Source organism: Sphingomonas aerolata (assembly GCF_023935825.1).
Lineage (GTDB): Bacteria > Pseudomonadota > Alphaproteobacteria > Sphingomonadales > Sphingomonadaceae > Sphingomonas > Sphingomonas aerolata.
This window is the reverse complement of record NZ_CP098762.1, coordinates 3,566,428-3,583,509: the sequence shown is the minus strand read 5'-3', so window position 1 is coordinate 3,583,509 and position 17,082 is coordinate 3,566,428. Positions and strand designations below refer to the sequence as shown.

Annotated in this window: 11 protein-coding genes; 5 read left to right on the top strand and 6 right to left on the bottom strand. The window is 69.2% G+C overall.

The window, feature by feature from the left end:
* Positions 1-57: 57 nt before the first annotated feature.
* On the bottom strand, positions 58-1,446 hold the full coding sequence (gene nhaA, locus NEF64_RS16390; RefSeq protein WP_056409092.1) for a Na+/H+ antiporter NhaA: 1,389 nt from the start codon (positions 1,444-1,446) through the stop codon (positions 58-60).
* Positions 1,447-1,622: 176 nt separating this feature from the next.
* Between nhaA and NEF64_RS16385 the strand changes: the two genes are divergently transcribed.
* From NEF64_RS16385 to NEF64_RS16365, 5 genes are all read left to right on the top strand, one after another.
* On the top strand, positions 1,623-1,826 hold the full coding sequence (locus NEF64_RS16385; protein ID WP_031440577.1) for a DUF5818 domain-containing protein: 204 nt from the start codon (positions 1,623-1,625) through the stop codon (positions 1,824-1,826).
* An 86-nt stretch (positions 1,827-1,912) separates the two neighbouring features.
* Entirely contained in the window at positions 1,913-3,721 is a 1,809-nt protein-coding gene (locus tag NEF64_RS16380) for a DUF885 domain-containing protein (RefSeq protein WP_252574146.1), read from the top strand.
* A 171-nt stretch (positions 3,722-3,892) separates the two neighbouring features.
* Positions 3,893-5,401 (top strand): ATPase domain-containing protein, encoded by a 1,509-nt coding sequence (locus NEF64_RS16375; protein WP_056409284.1) that lies wholly within the window; start codon positions 3,893-3,895, stop codon positions 5,399-5,401.
* A gap of 13 nt (positions 5,402-5,414) precedes the next feature.
* The gene (locus NEF64_RS16370) at positions 5,415-7,088 is read left to right on the top strand and encodes a response regulator (RefSeq protein ID WP_156360473.1); all 1,674 of its coding nucleotides are present in this window, start codon (positions 5,415-5,417) and stop codon (positions 7,086-7,088) included.
* Between the two features lie 128 nt (positions 7,089-7,216).
* Positions 7,217-9,448, top strand: coding sequence for a hybrid sensor histidine kinase/response regulator (locus tag NEF64_RS16365; RefSeq protein WP_056409098.1), 2,232 nt, complete (start codon positions 7,217-7,219; stop codon positions 9,446-9,448).
* Here NEF64_RS16365 and NEF64_RS16360 read toward each other — a convergent pair.
* The 5 genes from NEF64_RS16360 to NEF64_RS16340 form a co-directional block, all read right to left on the bottom strand.
* Positions 9,445-10,017 (bottom strand): hypothetical protein, encoded by a 573-nt coding sequence (locus tag NEF64_RS16360; RefSeq protein WP_056409100.1) that lies wholly within the window; start codon positions 10,015-10,017, stop codon positions 9,445-9,447. The genes NEF64_RS16365 and NEF64_RS16360 overlap by 4 nt on opposite strands.
* Entirely contained in the window at positions 10,017-11,186 is a 1,170-nt protein-coding gene (locus NEF64_RS16355) for a M48 family metallopeptidase (protein ID WP_252574144.1), read from the bottom strand. The genes NEF64_RS16360 and NEF64_RS16355 overlap by 1 nt, the downstream gene beginning before the upstream one ends.
* Positions 11,183-11,929: a hypothetical protein gene (locus NEF64_RS16350; RefSeq protein WP_056409102.1), complete on the bottom strand. Its 747-nt coding sequence runs from the start codon at positions 11,927-11,929 to the stop codon at positions 11,183-11,185. Before NEF64_RS16350 ends, NEF64_RS16355 begins: the two co-directional genes overlap by 4 nt.
* Positions 11,930-12,111: 182 nt before the next feature.
* Positions 12,112-13,998 (bottom strand): ribonucleoside-diphosphate reductase subunit alpha, encoded by a 1,887-nt coding sequence (locus NEF64_RS16345; RefSeq protein ID WP_409349135.1) that lies wholly within the window; start codon positions 13,996-13,998, stop codon positions 12,112-12,114.
* A 407-nt stretch (positions 13,999-14,405) separates the two neighbouring features.
* Complete coding sequence (locus NEF64_RS16340) at positions 14,406-17,078, bottom strand: EAL domain-containing protein (protein WP_056409104.1); 2,673 nt, start codon at positions 17,076-17,078, stop codon at positions 14,406-14,408.
* Positions 17,079-17,082: the final 4 nt, after the last annotated feature.

The following is a 17,082-nucleotide window of genomic DNA, read 5'->3' as shown; positions in this document are numbered from 1 at the left end:
ACCTCCATCATGCGGGATCCAGATGGAAGCGCCCGGTGGGCGGCGGAGGTTCCGTGGTCAGCCGGCCTCGGTCCGCGCCGCGGCGGTGCGGAGCAGGAGATAGCCGAGCGCACCCGAGGCGAGCGACGCGGCGAGCACCGCCAGCGACGCCATTTCCGTCCGCTGCGCATCGGGAAAGGCGAGATTGGCGATGAACAGCGAGATGGTGAAGCCGATCCCCGACAGCGCGCCGATCGCGAGCACCATCCGCCAGGTGACCGCGTCGGGCAGCTCGGCGGCGCCCGCCTTGACCGCCAGCCACGTCGCGGTGACGAAGCCGAGCGGCTTGCCGAATGCGAGCCCGGCGAACACGCCGATGCCGAGCAGCGATCCCGCGGCGTCGGCGAGCAGGTCGGACGAGAAGTGGATCCGCACCGCCGACAGCGCGAACAGCGGCAGGACGACATAGGACACCCAGGGGTTGAGCATCTGGACGAGGCGTTCGGCGGGTTCGTCGGTCGCCTCGGTCATTTCCTGGATATAGCCGAGCTGTTGCTGCGCCTTGCGCTGGATTTCCTCGTTTTCCTCGGGGTCGCCCGACTCCGCCTCGTCGACCGCCTGCTTGAAGCGGTCGATCGGGGCCTGGACGCGCTCGGCGAAGCGGCGTTCGGACAGCCGCGACTGGGTCGGCGACAACAGCCCCAGCATCACGCCGGCTATCGTCGCATGGATGCCAGACGCATAGACGCCCGCCCAGACGATCAGCCCGAGCAGCACATAGGGGATGGGCGAGACGAGCTTCAGCCGCAGCAGCACGAAGATCGCGACATAGGCGACCGCCGCGACGACGAGCATCGGCAGGACCAAAGTGCCGGTATAGGCGACCGCGATGACGAGCAGCCCGCCGACATCGTCGATCGCCGCGAACGCCAGCAGCACCGCGCGGATCGACGCGGGCAGGCGGGTCGCGAACATGCCGATGATCGCCAGCGCGAACGCGGTGTCCGAGGTGATGACGGTGCCCCAGCCGCTCGCGGCTTCTGTGCCGTAGTTGAAGGCGAGATAGACCGCGACGGGAACGAGGATCCCGCCGATCGCGCCGGCAAGCGGGAACATCGCGGTGCGCACGGTCGACAGCGCGCCCTTGGTGAATTCGCGCTTCACCTCCGCGCCGATGATCAGGAAAAACAGCGGCAGCAGCGCCTCGTTCACCCAGTCGGCGAGCGGGTGCGCGGCGCGGAAGCTGCCGAGCCGGATTTCGAGCGTGCTGTCCCACATCGTCTGGTAATCATGCGCGATCGGCAGGTTGGTGCAGACCAAGGCGACGATCGTGGCGATGAGCAACGGCCCGCCAACGACCTGATCGGCGGCGAAGAACGGTGCGAGGCGGTGGAGGAAACCGGCGGCGGCGGGCGAATGATGCGCGCGCGCCGCCAGCTTGCCGGAGAGACGGGGGGTGAGGGCCATGATGTTCCAGGATCGCGTCGGCAGGACGCGCGTGCGGGTATAACGGTGCAGACCGCCTGTCGTATCCCTTGCCGTATCCCTTGGGCACGTGGGACACTTCTGCCGACGGGCCGACGCCGCCGGGGGTTGCGTCGCGCGTCACCTGCGGTATCGCCGCTGGCAGGAGGCCGCGCGCCATGACGACCATCGGAACCAAGATCGACGAGACGGGGACGCTGATCCGTGACGGCGGTGCGTTCTATCTGCGCCGCGACATGGGCGGGCGCTATGAGCTCGAGCTCCACCGCACGCCGGTCGACCTGGTCGAGAAGCGCGTGCGGCTGGTCGGCACGCTGGTCGGCGACGACCTGGTGAATGCGGACGGCGTCTCGCCGGTCTGAGAGCGTAAGTCCCAGATAGCATGGGGCCCGGGGTGGATCGAGACCGCCCGGATGCTACACCCCTCCCCGAATCAGGGGAGTAGTCCATGCATCGTCGTCGGTTTCTAACGAGTGCCGCTGCCGCGTCCGTCATCGGCGCGGTCCCGCTGAAGGGGGCCGCCGCGGCGGGATCGCGCGATGCGGCGCTGCGCACGATGCTCGACCGGTTCTTCTATGCGCGGCTCGACGATTCGCCCGAACAGGCGACGCGGCTGGGGCTCGACACGGGAACGCGCAGCGGGCTGAAGGCGCGGCTCGACGACCAGTCGGCGGCGGGACGTGCGCGCGAGCTGGCGCAGGCGACCAAGGAACTCGCCGAGCTGCGCGCGTTCGGGACGAGCGGGCTGTCGAGCGACGCCGCGCTCGATCACGAGATCGTGACCTATCAGCTGACGCGCGCGGTCGCGGGCGCGAAGCGGTTCACCTATGGCAGCAGCCTCGGGCGGTTCGCGCCCTATGTGCTGAGCCAGCTGACCGGGCCGTATCGCGACGTGCCCGATTTCCTCGAATCGCAGACGCGGGTGCGCGATGCGGGCGAGGCGGATGCGTATCTGCAGCGACTGTCCGCGCTGCCCAAGGCGATCGACGACAGCAGCGAGCAGCAGCGCAGCGACGCGGCGCGCGGCGTGTTCGCGCCCGACTATATCCTCGACACGACGCTGAAACAGCTGGGCAGCGCGATGGAGGGCGCGGCGGCGCAGAGCGTGATGGTGACGAGCTTCGCCACCAAGCTGAAGGCCGCGGGGCTGCCCGACGACCGCGTCGCGCGCGCGACCGCGATCGTCGAGCGCGACGTCCGCCCCGCGCTCGAACGGCAGCGTGCGCTGGTCGCGGAGTTGCGTGCCAAGGCGGTGCACGATGCGGGGTGCTGGCGGCTGCCCGATGGCGACGCCTATTATGCCGCGGCGGCGGAAGCCGCGACGACGGTGGCGATGAGCGGGGACGAGATCCACCGGCTCGGCCTTGCGCAGGTCGCCGAGATCGGCGCGCGGATCGACGGCATTTTGAAGACGCAGGGGATGACGCAAGGGACCGTCGGCGAGCGGCTGGTGGCGCTCAACAAGCGGCCCGACCAGCTTTATCCCAACACCGATGCGGGCCGTGACGCGCTGCTCGCGCATCTCAACCGGCAGATCGTCGCGATGCAGGCGCGGCTGCCCGAGGCGTTCGCCAGCCTGCCCAAGGCGCCGGTCGAGGTGCGCCGCGTGCCGCCGACGATCCAGGCCGGCGCACCGGGGGGCTATTACCAGAACGCCTCGCTCGACGGGTCGCGACCGGCGATCTACTATATCAACCTGCGCGACACGTTCGACCGGCCGAAATTCGGGCTCGCCACGCTGACGCATCACGAGGCGGTGCCGGGGCATCATCTCCAGGTCAGCCTCGCGCTCGAAAGCGAGCAGATCCCGCTGATCCGCCGGCGCGGGTTCTTCAGCGGCTATTCGGAGGGCTGGGCGCTCTATGCCGAACAGCTCGCCGACGAGATGGGGATGTATGAGGGCGATCCGCTGGGGCAGGTCGGCTATCTCCAGTCGCTGCTGTTCCGCGCGACGCGGCTGGTGGTCGACAGCGGGATGCACGCGAAACGCTGGAGCCGCGAAAAGGCGACCGATTACCTGATCGCGACGACCGGGATCGCGCGGGGTCGCAGCCAGGGCGAGATCGACCGCTACACCGTGTGGCCCGGTCAGGCGTGCAGCTACAAGATCGGCCACACGGTGTGGACCCGCCTGCGCGACGAGGCGAAGGCGCGGCCGGGATATACGCCGAAGGGCTTCCATGCGGTGCTGCTGAAGGGGGCGATGCCGCTCGCGATCCTCGAACGCGTGGTGCGCCGGACGGGGGCGGGGGCTTAAGGCCCCCCAGTCCTAGAGCCCGCCCCCCCCCCGCCGACGCGGCCGGACCGCGGTGACTTTTGCAAAAATTCCGCAGCGGAAACTTGTGCGTTGCCGGGGGGTTGTTGGGCGGGGGCTCTTGAACCGGACATGGTCCGGCGCGGCGCCCGGACTGGCCTGGAGAAATGTCGCGTGCGTCAAGAACCGTCATCACCCTCCGACGGGAGCGTCGTATCGACCGGCCTCGACCCGCTGAACTACATCCTCGACGGCGGCTATGCGTATAACCGCGTCCACCTGATCGAGGGTGAGCCGGGGTCGGGCAAGACCACGCTCGGGCTGCAGTTCCTGCTCGCCGGGCGCGATGCGGGCGAGCGGTGCCTGTACATCACGCTGTCGGAAAGCCGCGACGAGCTGCTCCATGTCGCCAAGACGCATGGCTGGGACATGACCGGGGTCGACATCTTCGAACTGGTGCCGCCCGAGCTCAGCCTCGACGTCGATCGCGAACAGTCGATCGTCTATTCCTCCGATCTCGAACTCGGCGAGACGGTCAACATGGTGATGGAGGCGGTCAGCAAGGTCGAGCCGACGCGGATCGTGTTCGACAGCCTGTCCGAGATCCGCCTGCTCGCGCAGGGGCCGCTGCGGTTCCGCCGGCAGCTGCTCGCGCTCAAGCATTATTTCGCGCAGCGCGGCTGCACCGCCTTGTTCCTCGACGACCTGACGCAGACCGAGGACGATCTCAGCCTGCACAGCCTGGCGCACGGCGTCGTCCGGCTCGAACAGATCGCGCTGCCCTATGGATCCGAGCGGCGGCGGCTGCGCGTCTACAAGATGCGTGCGCGCGCGTTTCGCGGCGGCTTTCATGATTTCGTGATCCGGCGCGGCGGGCTGCAGATCTTTCCGCGGCTGACCGCGGTCGCGCATCCCGATACGGGTTTCGTCGACCGGCTGGCGTCGAGCGGGATCGAAGAGCTCGACACGCTGTCGGGCGGCGGGCTGGATTACGGGACGACGACGCTGATCATCGGGCCGTCGGGATCGGGCAAGACGACGCTGTCGCTGCAATATGTCTTCGCCGCGCTCGAACGCGGGGAAAAGGCGCTGTTCGTCAGCTTCGACGAGACCGAGCGCGTGTTCATGCGCCGCGCGGCGGGGATGGACCTCGACCTGAGCGACCATGTCGCGGCGGGGCGGCTGTGTTTCCGCCAGGTCGATCCGGGCGAATTGTCGCCGGGCGAGCTGACCGGGATCATCCGCGACCAGGTCGAGCGGGTCGGCGCGACGGTGGTCGTGCTCGATTCGCTGTCGGGCTATCAGCTCGCCATGCCCGAGGAGCAGCACATGCTGCTGCAGATGCACGAGGTCGTGACCTATCTGAACCAGCAGGGCGTGCTGGGGCTGCTGGTGCTGACGCAGACCGGGATGATCGGGACGATGCAGTCGCCGGTCGACCTGACCTATCTGGCGGATTCGGTGATGCTGCTGCGCTTCTTCGAGGCGGATGGCGCGATCCGGCGGGTGATGTCGTTCCTGAAACGCCGTATGGGTCCGCATGAGGGGACCTTGCGCGAGTTCCGGATCGACAGCGGCGGGATCCGCGTCGGGCCGCAGCTGACCGGGTTTCGCGGTGTCCTGACCGGGACGCCCGAATATGGGGGCAGCGTCGCCCTGCTGACGAACCGTGACGATAACTGACCGACCGGCGATGATGACCGACGATTTTCTGGTGGTCGCGCCGACCGGCCGCGACGCCGATGTGACCGCGCAGGTGCTGCGCTCTGCCGATATCGCCGCGGTGGCGGATGCCGACGGGACCGCGCTGTTCGCGGCGATCGCGGGGGGCACGCATGCCGGCGCGATCCTGACCGACGATGCGCTGTCGCGGCTCGACCAGGAGCGGCTGCTCGCGGCGATCGCGGCGCAGGCGCCCTGGTCCGACTTTCCGTTCATCCTACTGAGCAAGCGCGGCGAACCGCGGCGCGGCGCGCGCGAGGTCGAGGCGGTCGCCAATGTCACGCTGCTCGAACGCCCGCTGCATCCTGCGTCGCTGGTCAGTGCGGCGCGGGCGGCGCTGCGCGCGCGGCAACGCCAGCGGCTGGCGGCGCGGCATTTCGAGGACCGCGAAAAGGCGCGCGCCGAGCTGCGCGATCTGGCCGACACGCTGGAGGCGAAGGTCGAGGCGCGGACGCGCGAACTGGCGGCGGCGAACGACCGGCTGACCGCGGAGATCGCCGAGCGCGAGCGCGCCGAGGCGCGGCTGGTCCAGGCGCAGAAGATGGAGGCGATCGGCCAGCTGACCGGGGGCATCGCGCATGATTTCAACAATCTGCTGACCGCAGTGATCGGCTCGCTCGACCTGTTGCTGCGGCGGACCGACGACGAGAAGATCCGGCGGCTGGCGAGCATGGCGTTGCAGGCGGGCGAGCGCGGCGCGACGCTGACCGCGCAGCTCCTGTCCTTTTCGCGGCGCCAGCATCTGTCGCCGGTGCCGGTCGAGCCCAACCAGGTCGTCGCGTCGATGGCGGACCTGCTCGCGCGGTCGATCGGTGCGGCGGTGACGGTCGAGCTCGACCTGGCGGACGATGTCTGGCGGGCGATGGTCGATCCGACGCAGCTCGAGGTCGTGCTGCTCAACCTGGCGATCAACGCGCGCGACGCGATGCCGTCGGGCGGGGTGGTGCGGATCGCGACGCGCAACCTGGCCGCGGTGCCCGACGCGCTGACCGCCGAGCTGAACCCGGGCGCTTATGTTTCGATCGAGGTCGCCGATACCGGTGCGGGGATGACGCCCGCCGTGCTCGCGCGCGCGTTCGAGCCGTTCTTCACCACCAAGGGGCAGGGTAAGGGCACGGGCCTGGGGCTCGCGCAGGTGTACGGCTTTGCCCGCCAGTCGGGCGGCACGGTCCGGATCGTCAGCGCGGAGAATGAGGGGACGGTGATCACCTTGTACCTGCCGCGGACGACCGAGGTCGCCGATCCGGTCGCGATCGAGCGGCTGGCCCAGGCGACCGGGTCGCGGCAGCGGATCCTGGTGGTCGACGACGACAATGACGTCCGCGGGGTCGCGGCGCAGATGATCGAGGAGATCGGCTATCAGGTGGTCGCGGCGGCGAGCGGGACCGAGGCGCTGACCGAATTCGGGCGCGCGTCGTTCGACCTGGTGCTGACCGACGTGGTGATGCCGGGCATGTCGGGCGTCGACCTGGCGCGGCGGATCCGTGCGGTCGCGCCCGCCATGCCGCTCTTGTTCGCGAGCGGCTATGCCGATGTCGCGACGTTCGGCGACGAATTGGCGGCGGAGACGGTGCTGAAGAAGCCCTATCGCATCGGCGAGGTCGCGGCGCGGATCGGCGACGCACTGTCGGCGGAGTCGGCGCAGTAGCGCAGGTGACGGACATTGCAGCGTTTCGCGGTGGCGGTGCGGTGTATAGGATGGGGTTAAGGCCCGTGCGTGTAGGGTGATCAGGGACGCAGGATTTCGGACCCGGGGTGGGGGCAAGGTGGGGCAGCGTGACTGAGCGGCATGGATTCCTGGGCGACGGACCGCTCGCGGTGCTGATCGCTGCGTTCGACTGGTCGGCGACCCCGCTCGGCCCGATCGAGCGCTGGCCGCCGCATCTGCGAACCGTGGTGTCGATCCTGTTGCGCGCGCCGGTGCCGATGGCGCTGCTGTGGGGCGAGGAGGGGATCCTGCTCTACAATGCGCGCTATGCGACGATCGCGCAGGACAAGCATCCCGCGATTCTCGGCATGCCGGTGCGCGAGGCCTGGACGGAGGCGGCGGCGTTCAACGACGGCGTGGTGCGCGCCGGGATGGCCGGCAAGACGCGGAGCTATGCGCGGCAGGAGCTGACGCTGTACCGCCACGGCGAGGCCGAGACGGTGTTCCTCGACCTCAATTACTCGCCCGTGCTCGATGCGGACGGGGTGCCCGCGGGCGTGCTGGCGGTGGTGATCGAGACGACCGACGCGGTGCTCGCCGAGCGCAGCCTGCGCTGGGAGACGCACAGCCTCGAGACGCTGAACGTCACCGGTGCGGCGCTGGTCGCGGAGCTGGAACTCGAGCCGCTGATCCAGATGGTCACCGATGCGGGGGTCAAGCTGACCGGGGCGGAGTTCGGGGCCTATTTCCACAATTTGATGGACGAGACCGGCGAGCGGCTGCACCTGTTCACGCTGGCCGGGGCGGAGCGGGCGGCGTTCGAGAAGCTCGGGCGGCCGCGCGCGACCGCGGTGTTCGGGCCGACCTTCCGCAACGAGGGCGTGATCCGCTCGGACGACATCCGCACCGACCCGCGCTACGGCAAGAGCGCGCCGCATTACGGGATGCCGCGCGGGCATCTGCCGGTGCGCAGCTATCTGTCGGTGCCGGTCACGTCGCGCACCGGGGTGGTGCTGGGCGGGTTGTTGTTCGGCCATTCCGAGCCCGGCCGCTTTGGCGAGCGGCACGAGCGGCTGCTGGTCGGCGTCGCGGCGCAGGCGGCGATCGCGATCGACAATGCGCAATTGTTCAAGGCGGTGCAGGAGGTCAACGACACGCTCGAACAGCGCGTGGCAGAGCGGACCGCGGAGCTGACCCAGGCGCACGAGGCGCTGCGCCAGGCGCAGAAGATGGAGACGCTGGGCCAGCTGACCGGGGGTATCGCGCATGATTTCAACAATCTGCTGACGGTGATCCGCGGATCGACCGACCTGTTGCGGCGTCCCGACCTGAGCGCGGATCGGCGCGACCGCTATATCACCGCAATCGCCGATACCGCCGACCGCGCGACCAAGCTGACCAACCAGCTGCTCGCCTTTGCCCGGCGATCGTCGCTGACCCCCGAGGTGCTCGACGTCCGCGCCGTCGTCAGCGGGATGACCGACATGCTGGCGACGCTGTCGGGATCGTTCATCGACATCGCGCTGAGCCTGCCCGACACGCCGTGCCTGACGCATGCGGATGCGAGCCAGCTCGAGACCGCGATCGTCAATCTGGCGGTCAATGCGCGCGATGCGATGGCGGGGCGCGGCGCGCTGCGGATCGTGGTCGGACGCGCGGCGCGGATCCCGGCGGTGCGCGGCCATGTCGCGCGCGACGGGGATTTCGTGACGATCGGCGTGCGCGACACGGGCAGCGGGATCGATCCGGCGCATATCGAGCATATCTTCGAGCCGTTCTTCACGTCGAAGGCGATCGGCCATGGCACGGGGCTGGGGCTGTCGCAGGTGTTCGGCTTCGTGAAGCAGTCGGGCGGCGAGGTGATCGTCGAGAGCACGCCCGGCGCGGGTGCGACCTTCACGCTGTATCTGCCGCATGACCCGACCGGCGTGCCGGCGGGGGTCGGCATCGCGGCGGAGGCGCGCGGCGACGGGCCGTCGCTGCGGATCCTGGTGGTCGAGGACAATGCCGCGGTCGGCGACTTCGCGATGTCCGCGCTCGCCGATCTGGGGCACGCGATCGTGTTCGCGCGCGATGCCGAGGAGGCGCTGGCGATCCTGGCGCGGGAGGTGGACGCGTTCGACGTGATGTTCTCCGACGTGGTGATGCCGGGGATGAACGGCGTCGCGCTGGCGCAATATGTCCGCCGGGACTTTCCCGCGATGCGCGTGCTGCTGACCAGCGGGTATAGCGACGTGATCTCGAAGGACGGCGCGCAGGGCTTTGCGCTGTTGCACAAACCCTATTCGATGGCGGAGCTCGCGCGCGCGCTGCATGCGGTGATGGAGGCGGACCGGCCGCTTGTGGCGGGCGCATTCTAGAGCGCGGCGCTGTCGGTGAGGCGGTGGACGTCGCCGAGCAGCCGGTCGAAATAGTCGGTGCGCGGCGCGTCGAAGGTGACGATGTAGAGCAGCCCCGCGACGATCGCCGCGCGTGCCTCGCCCCGGCGGGGCAGGTCGTCGGCGTCGACATAGGCATAGCCGAAGCGGATCCCGGCATGGCCGAGAAACGGGTCGGGCGCCGCGGTGGTGAGCCTGAAATCCGCAATCCCGCCCGCGCTGCGATAGGTCGATTCGAGCAGTTCGGGGATTTCGGCGAGCAGCATCGCGTCGCTGTACCGGGGGAGCGTCCTGCGGCGCCGGGGTTCGCGCAGCAGCGGCTCGCCGGGTGCGATCCCGCCGAACCAGGTGACCGCGTTGAGCCGCTCACCGTCGAGCGTCCAGACCTCGGCCTTGCGGCCCGGTCGGGCGGAGAGCTGGTTCCAGTCGCGCGGCGGGGTGACGGTCATCGTCCGGGCGACGCGGACGGGCTTGCCCTGCGCGCGATAGGCGTTGGCGTCGGCGGGTGCGGGCAGGAGCATGAGGAGGGCGGGGAGCAGCGGGTAGCGCATCAGCGGTCCTCCGGGGCGGCGATCAGGGCCGCGATCATGGTCGCATCGCCGGCGGCGGGGTCGAGCGCGAGATAGCGGCGTAGTGCGGCCTGTCCCTCCGCGAGGCGACCGGTCCGGACCAGCGCCAGCCCCAGCCCGCGCTGTGCGGCGGCGAGGCTAGGGTCGAGCGCGGTGGCCTGCGCATAGAAGTTCGCGGCGTTGACAAGGTCGCGCGGGTTGCCGCGGGCGCGGTACAGGTCGCCGCGTGCGCGCCAGAGTGCTGCGGTCCAGCCGCGCGCGGCGCAGGCGGCGATCAGATAGGCGCTGGCGCCGAAGTCGTTGAGCTTGATCTGGTCGTCGAGGAACAGCGGCAGCCAGGGCGCGAGCGCGTCGGCATGGCGGTCGGCGCCGTCGTCGCGGTCCGCCGCGTCGGGCAAAGCGAGCGCGGTCAGCGTGGCGGCGCGTTCGGCCTCGGGCGGATGCGAGGCGTAGAAGCCGATGCGGTCGAGCCGCGGGCGGTGCGCGCCGCGCGCGACCGCGGAGGCCCCGGCCTCGGCGATCGCGCTCTGCCACAGCTGCGCGGCGGCCTGGGGGCGGAGGCGGCTGGCGTTGAGATAGCCGATCCCGAGCCGGTCGGCCTCGCGTTCCTGATCGCGCGAGAAGCGGTAGAGTGCGCCGTAGACCGATCGGCCGAGCGTGGCGAAGCGGCGGCGCAGATCGGCATCGGGGACCATTGCGGCGAGCACCGCGCCCCAGCCGAGCAGGTCGGAGCCGGTACGCTGCGCCCGGAACTGCGCAAGCGTGTGGCGGCGTTCGAAATGGCCGAATTCATGCCCGAGCACCGCGCCGAGCTCCGCCTCGCTGCGGGCGCGGAGCAGCAGCCCGCTGAACACGCGCATCGTCCCGTTCGCCGCCATGCTCGCGTTGAACAAAGGCACGCGCAGGACATAGACGCGCACGCCGGCGCAGCGCGCCGCGCCGACCGTGTCGCAGAGCGCGCGGCGGACATAGGCGTCGAGCGCGGCGTCGCGGATCAGCAACGGCGACAGCGCGAGCTGGCGCTCATCCTCGTCCGCCTCGGCCCAGGCGCCGATCTCGTCGACGCCGACCGGTTGATAGGCGCCGGCATAGGGGGGCGGGGCGGGGGCGGTGGCCGCAAGCAGGGCGAGGGCGAGCGCGGTGACGGTCATCGGGGGGCGGGAGTGCTGCCGGGGAAATCGGCGAGCAGTTGCTGGACGCGGCGGGCGGCGCCTTCGGGGGTGCGCAGGTCGCCGCCCATCGCGCGGTCGGCGTTGAGCCAGAGCAGGTCGCCCGTCCGCAGATCGACCAGCCCGGCATAGCCCGCATGTTCGCCAGCGCGGAGCGGGATGCCCGGCCCGAGCATCGCGACGATCTGCAGCAGCTTGCGCCCGGTCGAGCCATAGGCGTCGCTGGTGCTGAGGAAGAGCGCGTAATCGGCGTCGCTCGCGCCGGGCAGCCGCGCGATGCCGGGCCCGAGCGTCCAGTCGAACCGTCCGGCCTGCGTCGCCAGCTTCTTGGTCGGCAGGCGGTCGCCGGCGAAGAACTGATAGCGGATCACCGATTGCGAGACCGCGGCGAACAGCGCGGCATAGTCCGCCACCAGCCGTGCCGCATCGCCGTCCGCTACGGGCGCGGGGATCACGCGGTTGCCGAGCGCCTGTTGCTGCGCGGCGAGTGCGGTTTCGATGTTGCGGCGGGCCTGGTCGGTCCAGTCGCCATTGGGTTCGAACATCCCGCCGGTCGAGCGCGCGCCGACGCGGATGCTCGGGCGGATCAGGAGGATGGTCCTGCCGCTGCCGGCGGGCAGGGTGAAGCCGGTCTTCTGCGCGCTTTTCTGGCGGGCGGCGGCGGGTGGCGCTGGCGTGAGGGCCAGCAGCATGATCGCCAGACGCGTCGCGAGCCTTGTCCCCATCGACGCCCCCCAGCGCGCTGTCCCGGTGACCGGGCTAGGCCGCGCGCACGGGGGCGACAAGCCGCAGACCGGCCCGCTTTGGACCTAGCCCGCGCGCGCACGAAAAAGCCTGTCGCGCTAGCGGCGCGACAGGCTGTTCGATCAGGCGGCGGGCGGGCCCGCCACGGTGATGGGTCGGGGGCTTACTGGCAGGCGAGGCACTCGTCATAATCCTTCGACTCGACGTCGATTTGACGCAGGTCGATGGTGTTGTCCGCCTCGACCCCGCCCGCAAAGCCGGCGCGCTGCACCGACTTGGAGCGGAGATAGTAGAGCGACTTGATGCCGAGCTCCCAGGCGCGGAAGTGGAGCATCAGCAGATCCCACTTCTCGACGTCCGCGGGGATGAACAGGTTCAGCGACTGCGCCTGGTCGATGTACGGCGTGCGGTCCGCGGCGAGTTCAAGCAGCCAGCGCTGGTCGATCTCGAAGCTGGTCTTGTAGCAGTCCTTTTCCTCGGTCGAGAGGAAGTCGAGATGCTGGACCGAACCGCCCTGTTCGAGGATCGAATTCCACACCGCGTCCGAGTTCTTCGACTTTTCGGCGAGCATCTTCTCGAGATACGGGTTCTTGATCGAGAAGCTGCCCGAGAGCGTCTTGTGCGTGTAGATGTTCGCCGGGATCGGCTCGATGCACGCCGACGTGCCGCCGCAGATGATGCTGATCGACGCGGTCGGCGCAATCGCCATCTTGCAGCTGAACCGCTCCATCGCGCCGACATCGGCGGCGTCGGGGCAGGGCCCGCGCTCGATCGCGAGCTGCATCGAGGCTTCGTTGGCCTGCGCGTTGATGTGCTTGAACATCCGCAGGTTCCACGACTTGGCCATCGCGCCTTCGAACGGGATGCCACGTGCTTGAAGGAAGCTGTGGAAGCCCATGACGCCAAGGCCGACCGAACGCTCGCGGCCCGCCGAATAGGCGGCGCGTTCCATGCCGGGCTCATGGCGGTCGATATAGTCCTGCAGCACGTTGTCGAGGAAGCGCATGACGTCCTCGATCAGGCCCTTCTCGTCCTTCCACTGATCCCAGGTTTCGAGGTTCAGCGACGACAGGCAGCAGACCGCGGTCCGCTCGTTGCCGAGGTGATCCTTGCCGGTCGGCAGCGTGATTTCCGAGCACAGGTTCGAGGTCGAGACCTTGAGGCCGAGCTCGCGGTGATGCTTGGGCATCGCCTTGTTCACGTGATCGGCAAAGACGATGTAGGGCTCGCCGGTCTGGAGACGCGTCTCGACGAGCTTCTGGAACAGCGAGCGCGCGTCGACCGTGGCGCGGATCGCCTGATCCTTCGGCGAGCGGAGGTGCCATTCCTCGCCGTTGCGCACCGCCTCCATGAAGGCGTCGGTGATCAGCACGCCGTGGTGGAGGTTCAGCGCCTTGCGGTTGAAATCGCCCGAGGGTTTGCGGATCTCGAGGAATTCCTCGATCTCGGGATGCGAGACGTCGAGATAGACGGCGGCCGAGCCACGGCGCAGCGAGCCCTGCGAGATGGCGAGGGTGAGCGAATCCATGACGCGGACGAACGGGATGATGCCGCTGGTCTTGCCGTTGAGGCCGACCGGCTCGCCGATGCCGCGGACATTGCCCCAATAGGTGCCGATGCCGCCGCCGCGCGAGGCGAGCCAGACATTCTCGTTCCAGGTGTCGACGATGCCGCCGAGGCTGTCGGGGACCGAGTTGAGATAGCAGGAGATCGGCAGGCCGCGACCGGTGCCGCCGTTCGAGAGAACGGGGGTGGCGGGCATGAACCAGAGCTTCGAGATCGCGTCGTAGAGGCGCTGCGCGTGGCCGGCGTCATCGGCGTACGCAGACGCGACGCGGACGAACAGATCCTGATAGCTCTCGCCCGGGAGCAGATAGCGGTCCTTCAGCGTCTCCTTGCCGAATTCGGTCAGCAGCGCGTCGCGGCTGTGATCGACCTCGACCGGGTAAATCTGCGCGCGCACGGAATGGCTGTCCTGCGCCTGACGCGGCGCCTTGGGGGCCTCTGCTGCGGGCGTGTCGAGGGTCTGTTCGATGGTGTCGGTCGTCATGTCGCTATCCCGGCTGCTGTCTCTGAAATCCAAAAGACCGCTCCTAAAATTCTGTAATCGTTCGAATCGGGAGCATATCCCATGCTATCATCGGGCAGATCAAAAGCAGAACAAAAACTGATCGGCAGCGCGTGGTCACGCCTGTCGACAACCAGGGTGGCAGCCCGAGGGGCGCACCATGTTCTACCAGAGATAGGGCCTGCCGCTGTAAGTAGCCCCCAGATACTGTGCCAATCCCGCAGCGGGTGCAAGCCGCTAGTTGGCCCGTTGCGGCCCTGCCCGGGGTCGATGGGGGTATCCCGACGCGGCGGCGGCGGCGCGACGCGTGGATCTGCGCCGGGTTCGCGATACGCAAGCGGATTTCGCGCCTTTCGAAATATTTTCGAGCGAGCCGCGCGCGCCCGCGGTCAGCCCGCGCGGCGCATCCCGCGGACCAGCGGCGGGGGGCCGAGCCGTTCGATATCGACCGGATGGTCGAAGGCGAGCCCGGCGCGGCCATCGCGCAGCCAGCGAATCTGCGCGCCGATCATCTGCCCATCGACGAGCTCGATCGAGACGCCGGCGCGGGTCGGATCGCCGCGGACCATCAGCCCCTCGACCATCGCGCCGCTGGTCGAGATGTCGCGGACGCGGACATCGACGAGCGTATCCTCGACCAGCAGCCGTGCGGAGCGCAGCATCCGCACGCGCGGCGCGCGGCTGGTCTTGAACCCGGCGGCGGTCGCCACCCCCGCGGCGGTGGAAAGCTGTTCCATCACCACTTCGTTGAGGACCGGGCGGCCATAGACATAGCCCTGGATATGGCTGCAGCCGAGATCGCGGACGAGCGCGATCTCGTCCTGAAGCTCGACGCCTTCCGCCGTCGTCTCCATGCCGAGCGTGTCGGCGAGCATGACGATCGCCTTGATGATCGCGGCGTTGCGATTGCCCGGTTCGGCCGCGCCCTTCACGAACGACTGGTCGATCTTGATCTTGTCGAACGGCGCGGTGCGTAAGTAGCCGAGCGACGAATAGCCGGTGCCGAAATCGTCGAGCGCGAGCCGGACGCCGATCCCTTTCAGCGCCTTGAACATCTGGTCCGAGGACGCGCTCTCGTCGAGGAAGACGCCCTCGGTAATCTCGAGTTCGAGCCGGTTGGCGGGCAGCCCGGACTGGGCGAGCGCGCTGGTGACGAGGGCTGGCAGTGCGGGATTGGCGAACTGGATCGGCGAGACGTTGACCGCGACGCGGACGTCGGCGGGCCAGCGCGCGGCGGCGTTGCACGCGGTGCGCAGGACCCAGGTGCCGATCGCCTCGATCAGCCCGCATTCCTCGGCGATCGGAATGAAGTCGGCGGGCGACACGGGGCCGCGCGTCGGGTGGTTCCAGCGGATCAGCGCCTCATAGCCGACGATCCGCGTCGATTTCGTGCTGACGACGGGCTGGTAGCAGAGGTGGAACGCGCCCTCGGTCACCGCGATGCGCAGATCGTCCTCGAGCTGCTTGCGCGATTTCGCCCCCGCCAGCATGTCGTCCGAATAGAAGCGGTGGACGCCGCGGCCATCGGCCTTGGCCGCATAGAGCGCGAGATCGGCGTTGCGGATCAGCGTCTCCGAATCCTTGCCGTGCTGCGGGGTGATCGCGATGCCGATCGAACAGCCGATCGAGACCGACGCGCCGCTGATGAAATAGGGTTGCGACAGCGCGAGGATGAGCTCGCGCGACAGGGTGCTGAGCGTGTCGCGGTTGTCGACACCGGGGAGCACGACCTGGAACTCGTCGCCGCCGAGCCGGCCGACGAGCCCTGCGTCACCGACCACGCGCGTGAGCCGCTGCGCGACCTGCTTGAGCAGCAGGTCGCCCGCCTGGTGGCCGAGCGTGTCGTTGACCGCCTTGAACCGGTCGAGATCCATCAGGAAGAGCGCGGTCGGGCGGTAGGGCCCGGCCTGCTGCGCGAGCGTCTTGTCAAGCGAGAGCCGCATCCGCTGGCGGTTGGCGAGCCCGGTCAGCCCGTCGAACAGCGCGAGGCGGTTGATCTCGGCATCGGCCTTGCGCTTTTCGGTGAGGTCGAAGCCGGTGCCGATAAAGCCCTGGAAGCGGCCGATCTCGTCGATCACCGGGCGGCCCGACATCGACCACCAGCGCTCGGGCGCGGGGTCGGCGGCGGCGCAGACCGAATAGTCCGAGAAGGAGGTGCGCGACGACAAATGGAAGGCGAGCGTGCGTTCGGTGCCGGGCGCCTCGCTGTCCATGCGGAACAGGTCGGTGAGGATGCAGCCGACCAGCCCGGACGATGGGTCGCACCCCTCCTCCGGATCCGACGGTGGCGGGAGCGCGTGCGCCATCTTGGGCGAGATATAGGTGATGCGGCCGCGCCGGTCGGCTTCCCAGAACCAGCCGGGGCCGTAATTCTCGAACTCCGCCATCAGCTTCATCGCGAGCCGGCCCTCGCTCGACTGGTCCGCATGATCGAGCGCGAGCGCATAGTCGATCCGCGCCATCCGGTAGGCGACCGCGGCAAAGCCGGCAAAGGCGGCGATCGCAACGACCGGCGCGATCCCCACGCCCGACAGCAAGGTCAGCATCAGCGCCAGGCCGATGCCGAACCCCAGGGTCGCGGCGCGCACGGCGTAAAGCGTGATCGCGGTCACGCTGATCGCACCGACGATCGCAACCAGCCCGGCGAGCTCGATCGGCCCGCCCGGCAGCTCGACGGTGACCCAGAGCAAGGACAGGAGCGCGGCGGACAGCCCGGCGGCGCAGGTCGCGAGCACCGCATTGCGGCGATGGATCGGCCATTCGCGCAGCGTCTTGCTGCGCACCGTTGCAAAGGCCGCGCCGGACAGCAGGGCGATCACCCCCGCATGCACCGCCACCGCCGCGATCAGCGCCGGCCGTGCCGCCAGCGAGACGCCGAAGACGATCGCCGCGGCGACCAGATGCGCGATCAGCGCGACCGGCCAGACCGCGCCGACCTTGGCGAGGCGGACATGCTGCGCGGCGCTCCACGCATCCTCGTCGCTTTCGACGAGCCCGAACAGGATGAGGCTCGTGGCGTCGGGATGATCGCGGAGGGGAATGGCGGGAGAGCGCGAGAACATCCCG

Bases quoted from the DNA above. Each gene is read 5' to 3' on its own strand.
- nhaA (WP_056409092.1), bottom strand. From the start codon at position 1,446: ATGGCCCTCACCCCCCGTCTCTCCGGCAAGCTGGCGGCGCGCGCGCAT.
- NEF64_RS16385 (WP_031440577.1), top strand. From the start codon at position 1,623: ATGACGACCATCGGAACCAAGATCGACGAGACGGGGACGCTGATCCGT.
- NEF64_RS16380 (WP_252574146.1), top strand. From the start codon at position 1,913: ATGCATCGTCGTCGGTTTCTAACGAGTGCCGCTGCCGCGTCCGTCATC.
- NEF64_RS16370 (WP_156360473.1), top strand. From the start codon at position 5,415: ATGACCGACGATTTTCTGGTGGTCGCGCCGACCGGCCGCGACGCCGAT.
- NEF64_RS16360 (WP_056409100.1), bottom strand. From the start codon at position 10,017: ATGCGCTACCCGCTGCTCCCCGCCCTCCTCATGCTCCTGCCCGCACCC.
- NEF64_RS16355 (WP_252574144.1), bottom strand. From the start codon at position 11,186: ATGACCGTCACCGCGCTCGCCCTCGCCCTGCTTGCGGCCACCGCCCCC.
- NEF64_RS16350 (WP_056409102.1), bottom strand. From the start codon at position 11,929: ATGGGGACAAGGCTCGCGACGCGTCTGGCGATCATGCTGCTGGCCCTC.
- NEF64_RS16345 (WP_409349135.1), bottom strand. From the start codon at position 13,998: ATGACGACCGACACCATCGAACAGACCCTCGACACGCCCGCAGCAGAG.
- NEF64_RS16340 (WP_056409104.1), bottom strand. From the start codon at position 17,078: ATGTTCTCGCGCTCTCCCGCCATTCCCCTCCGCGATCATCCCGACGCC.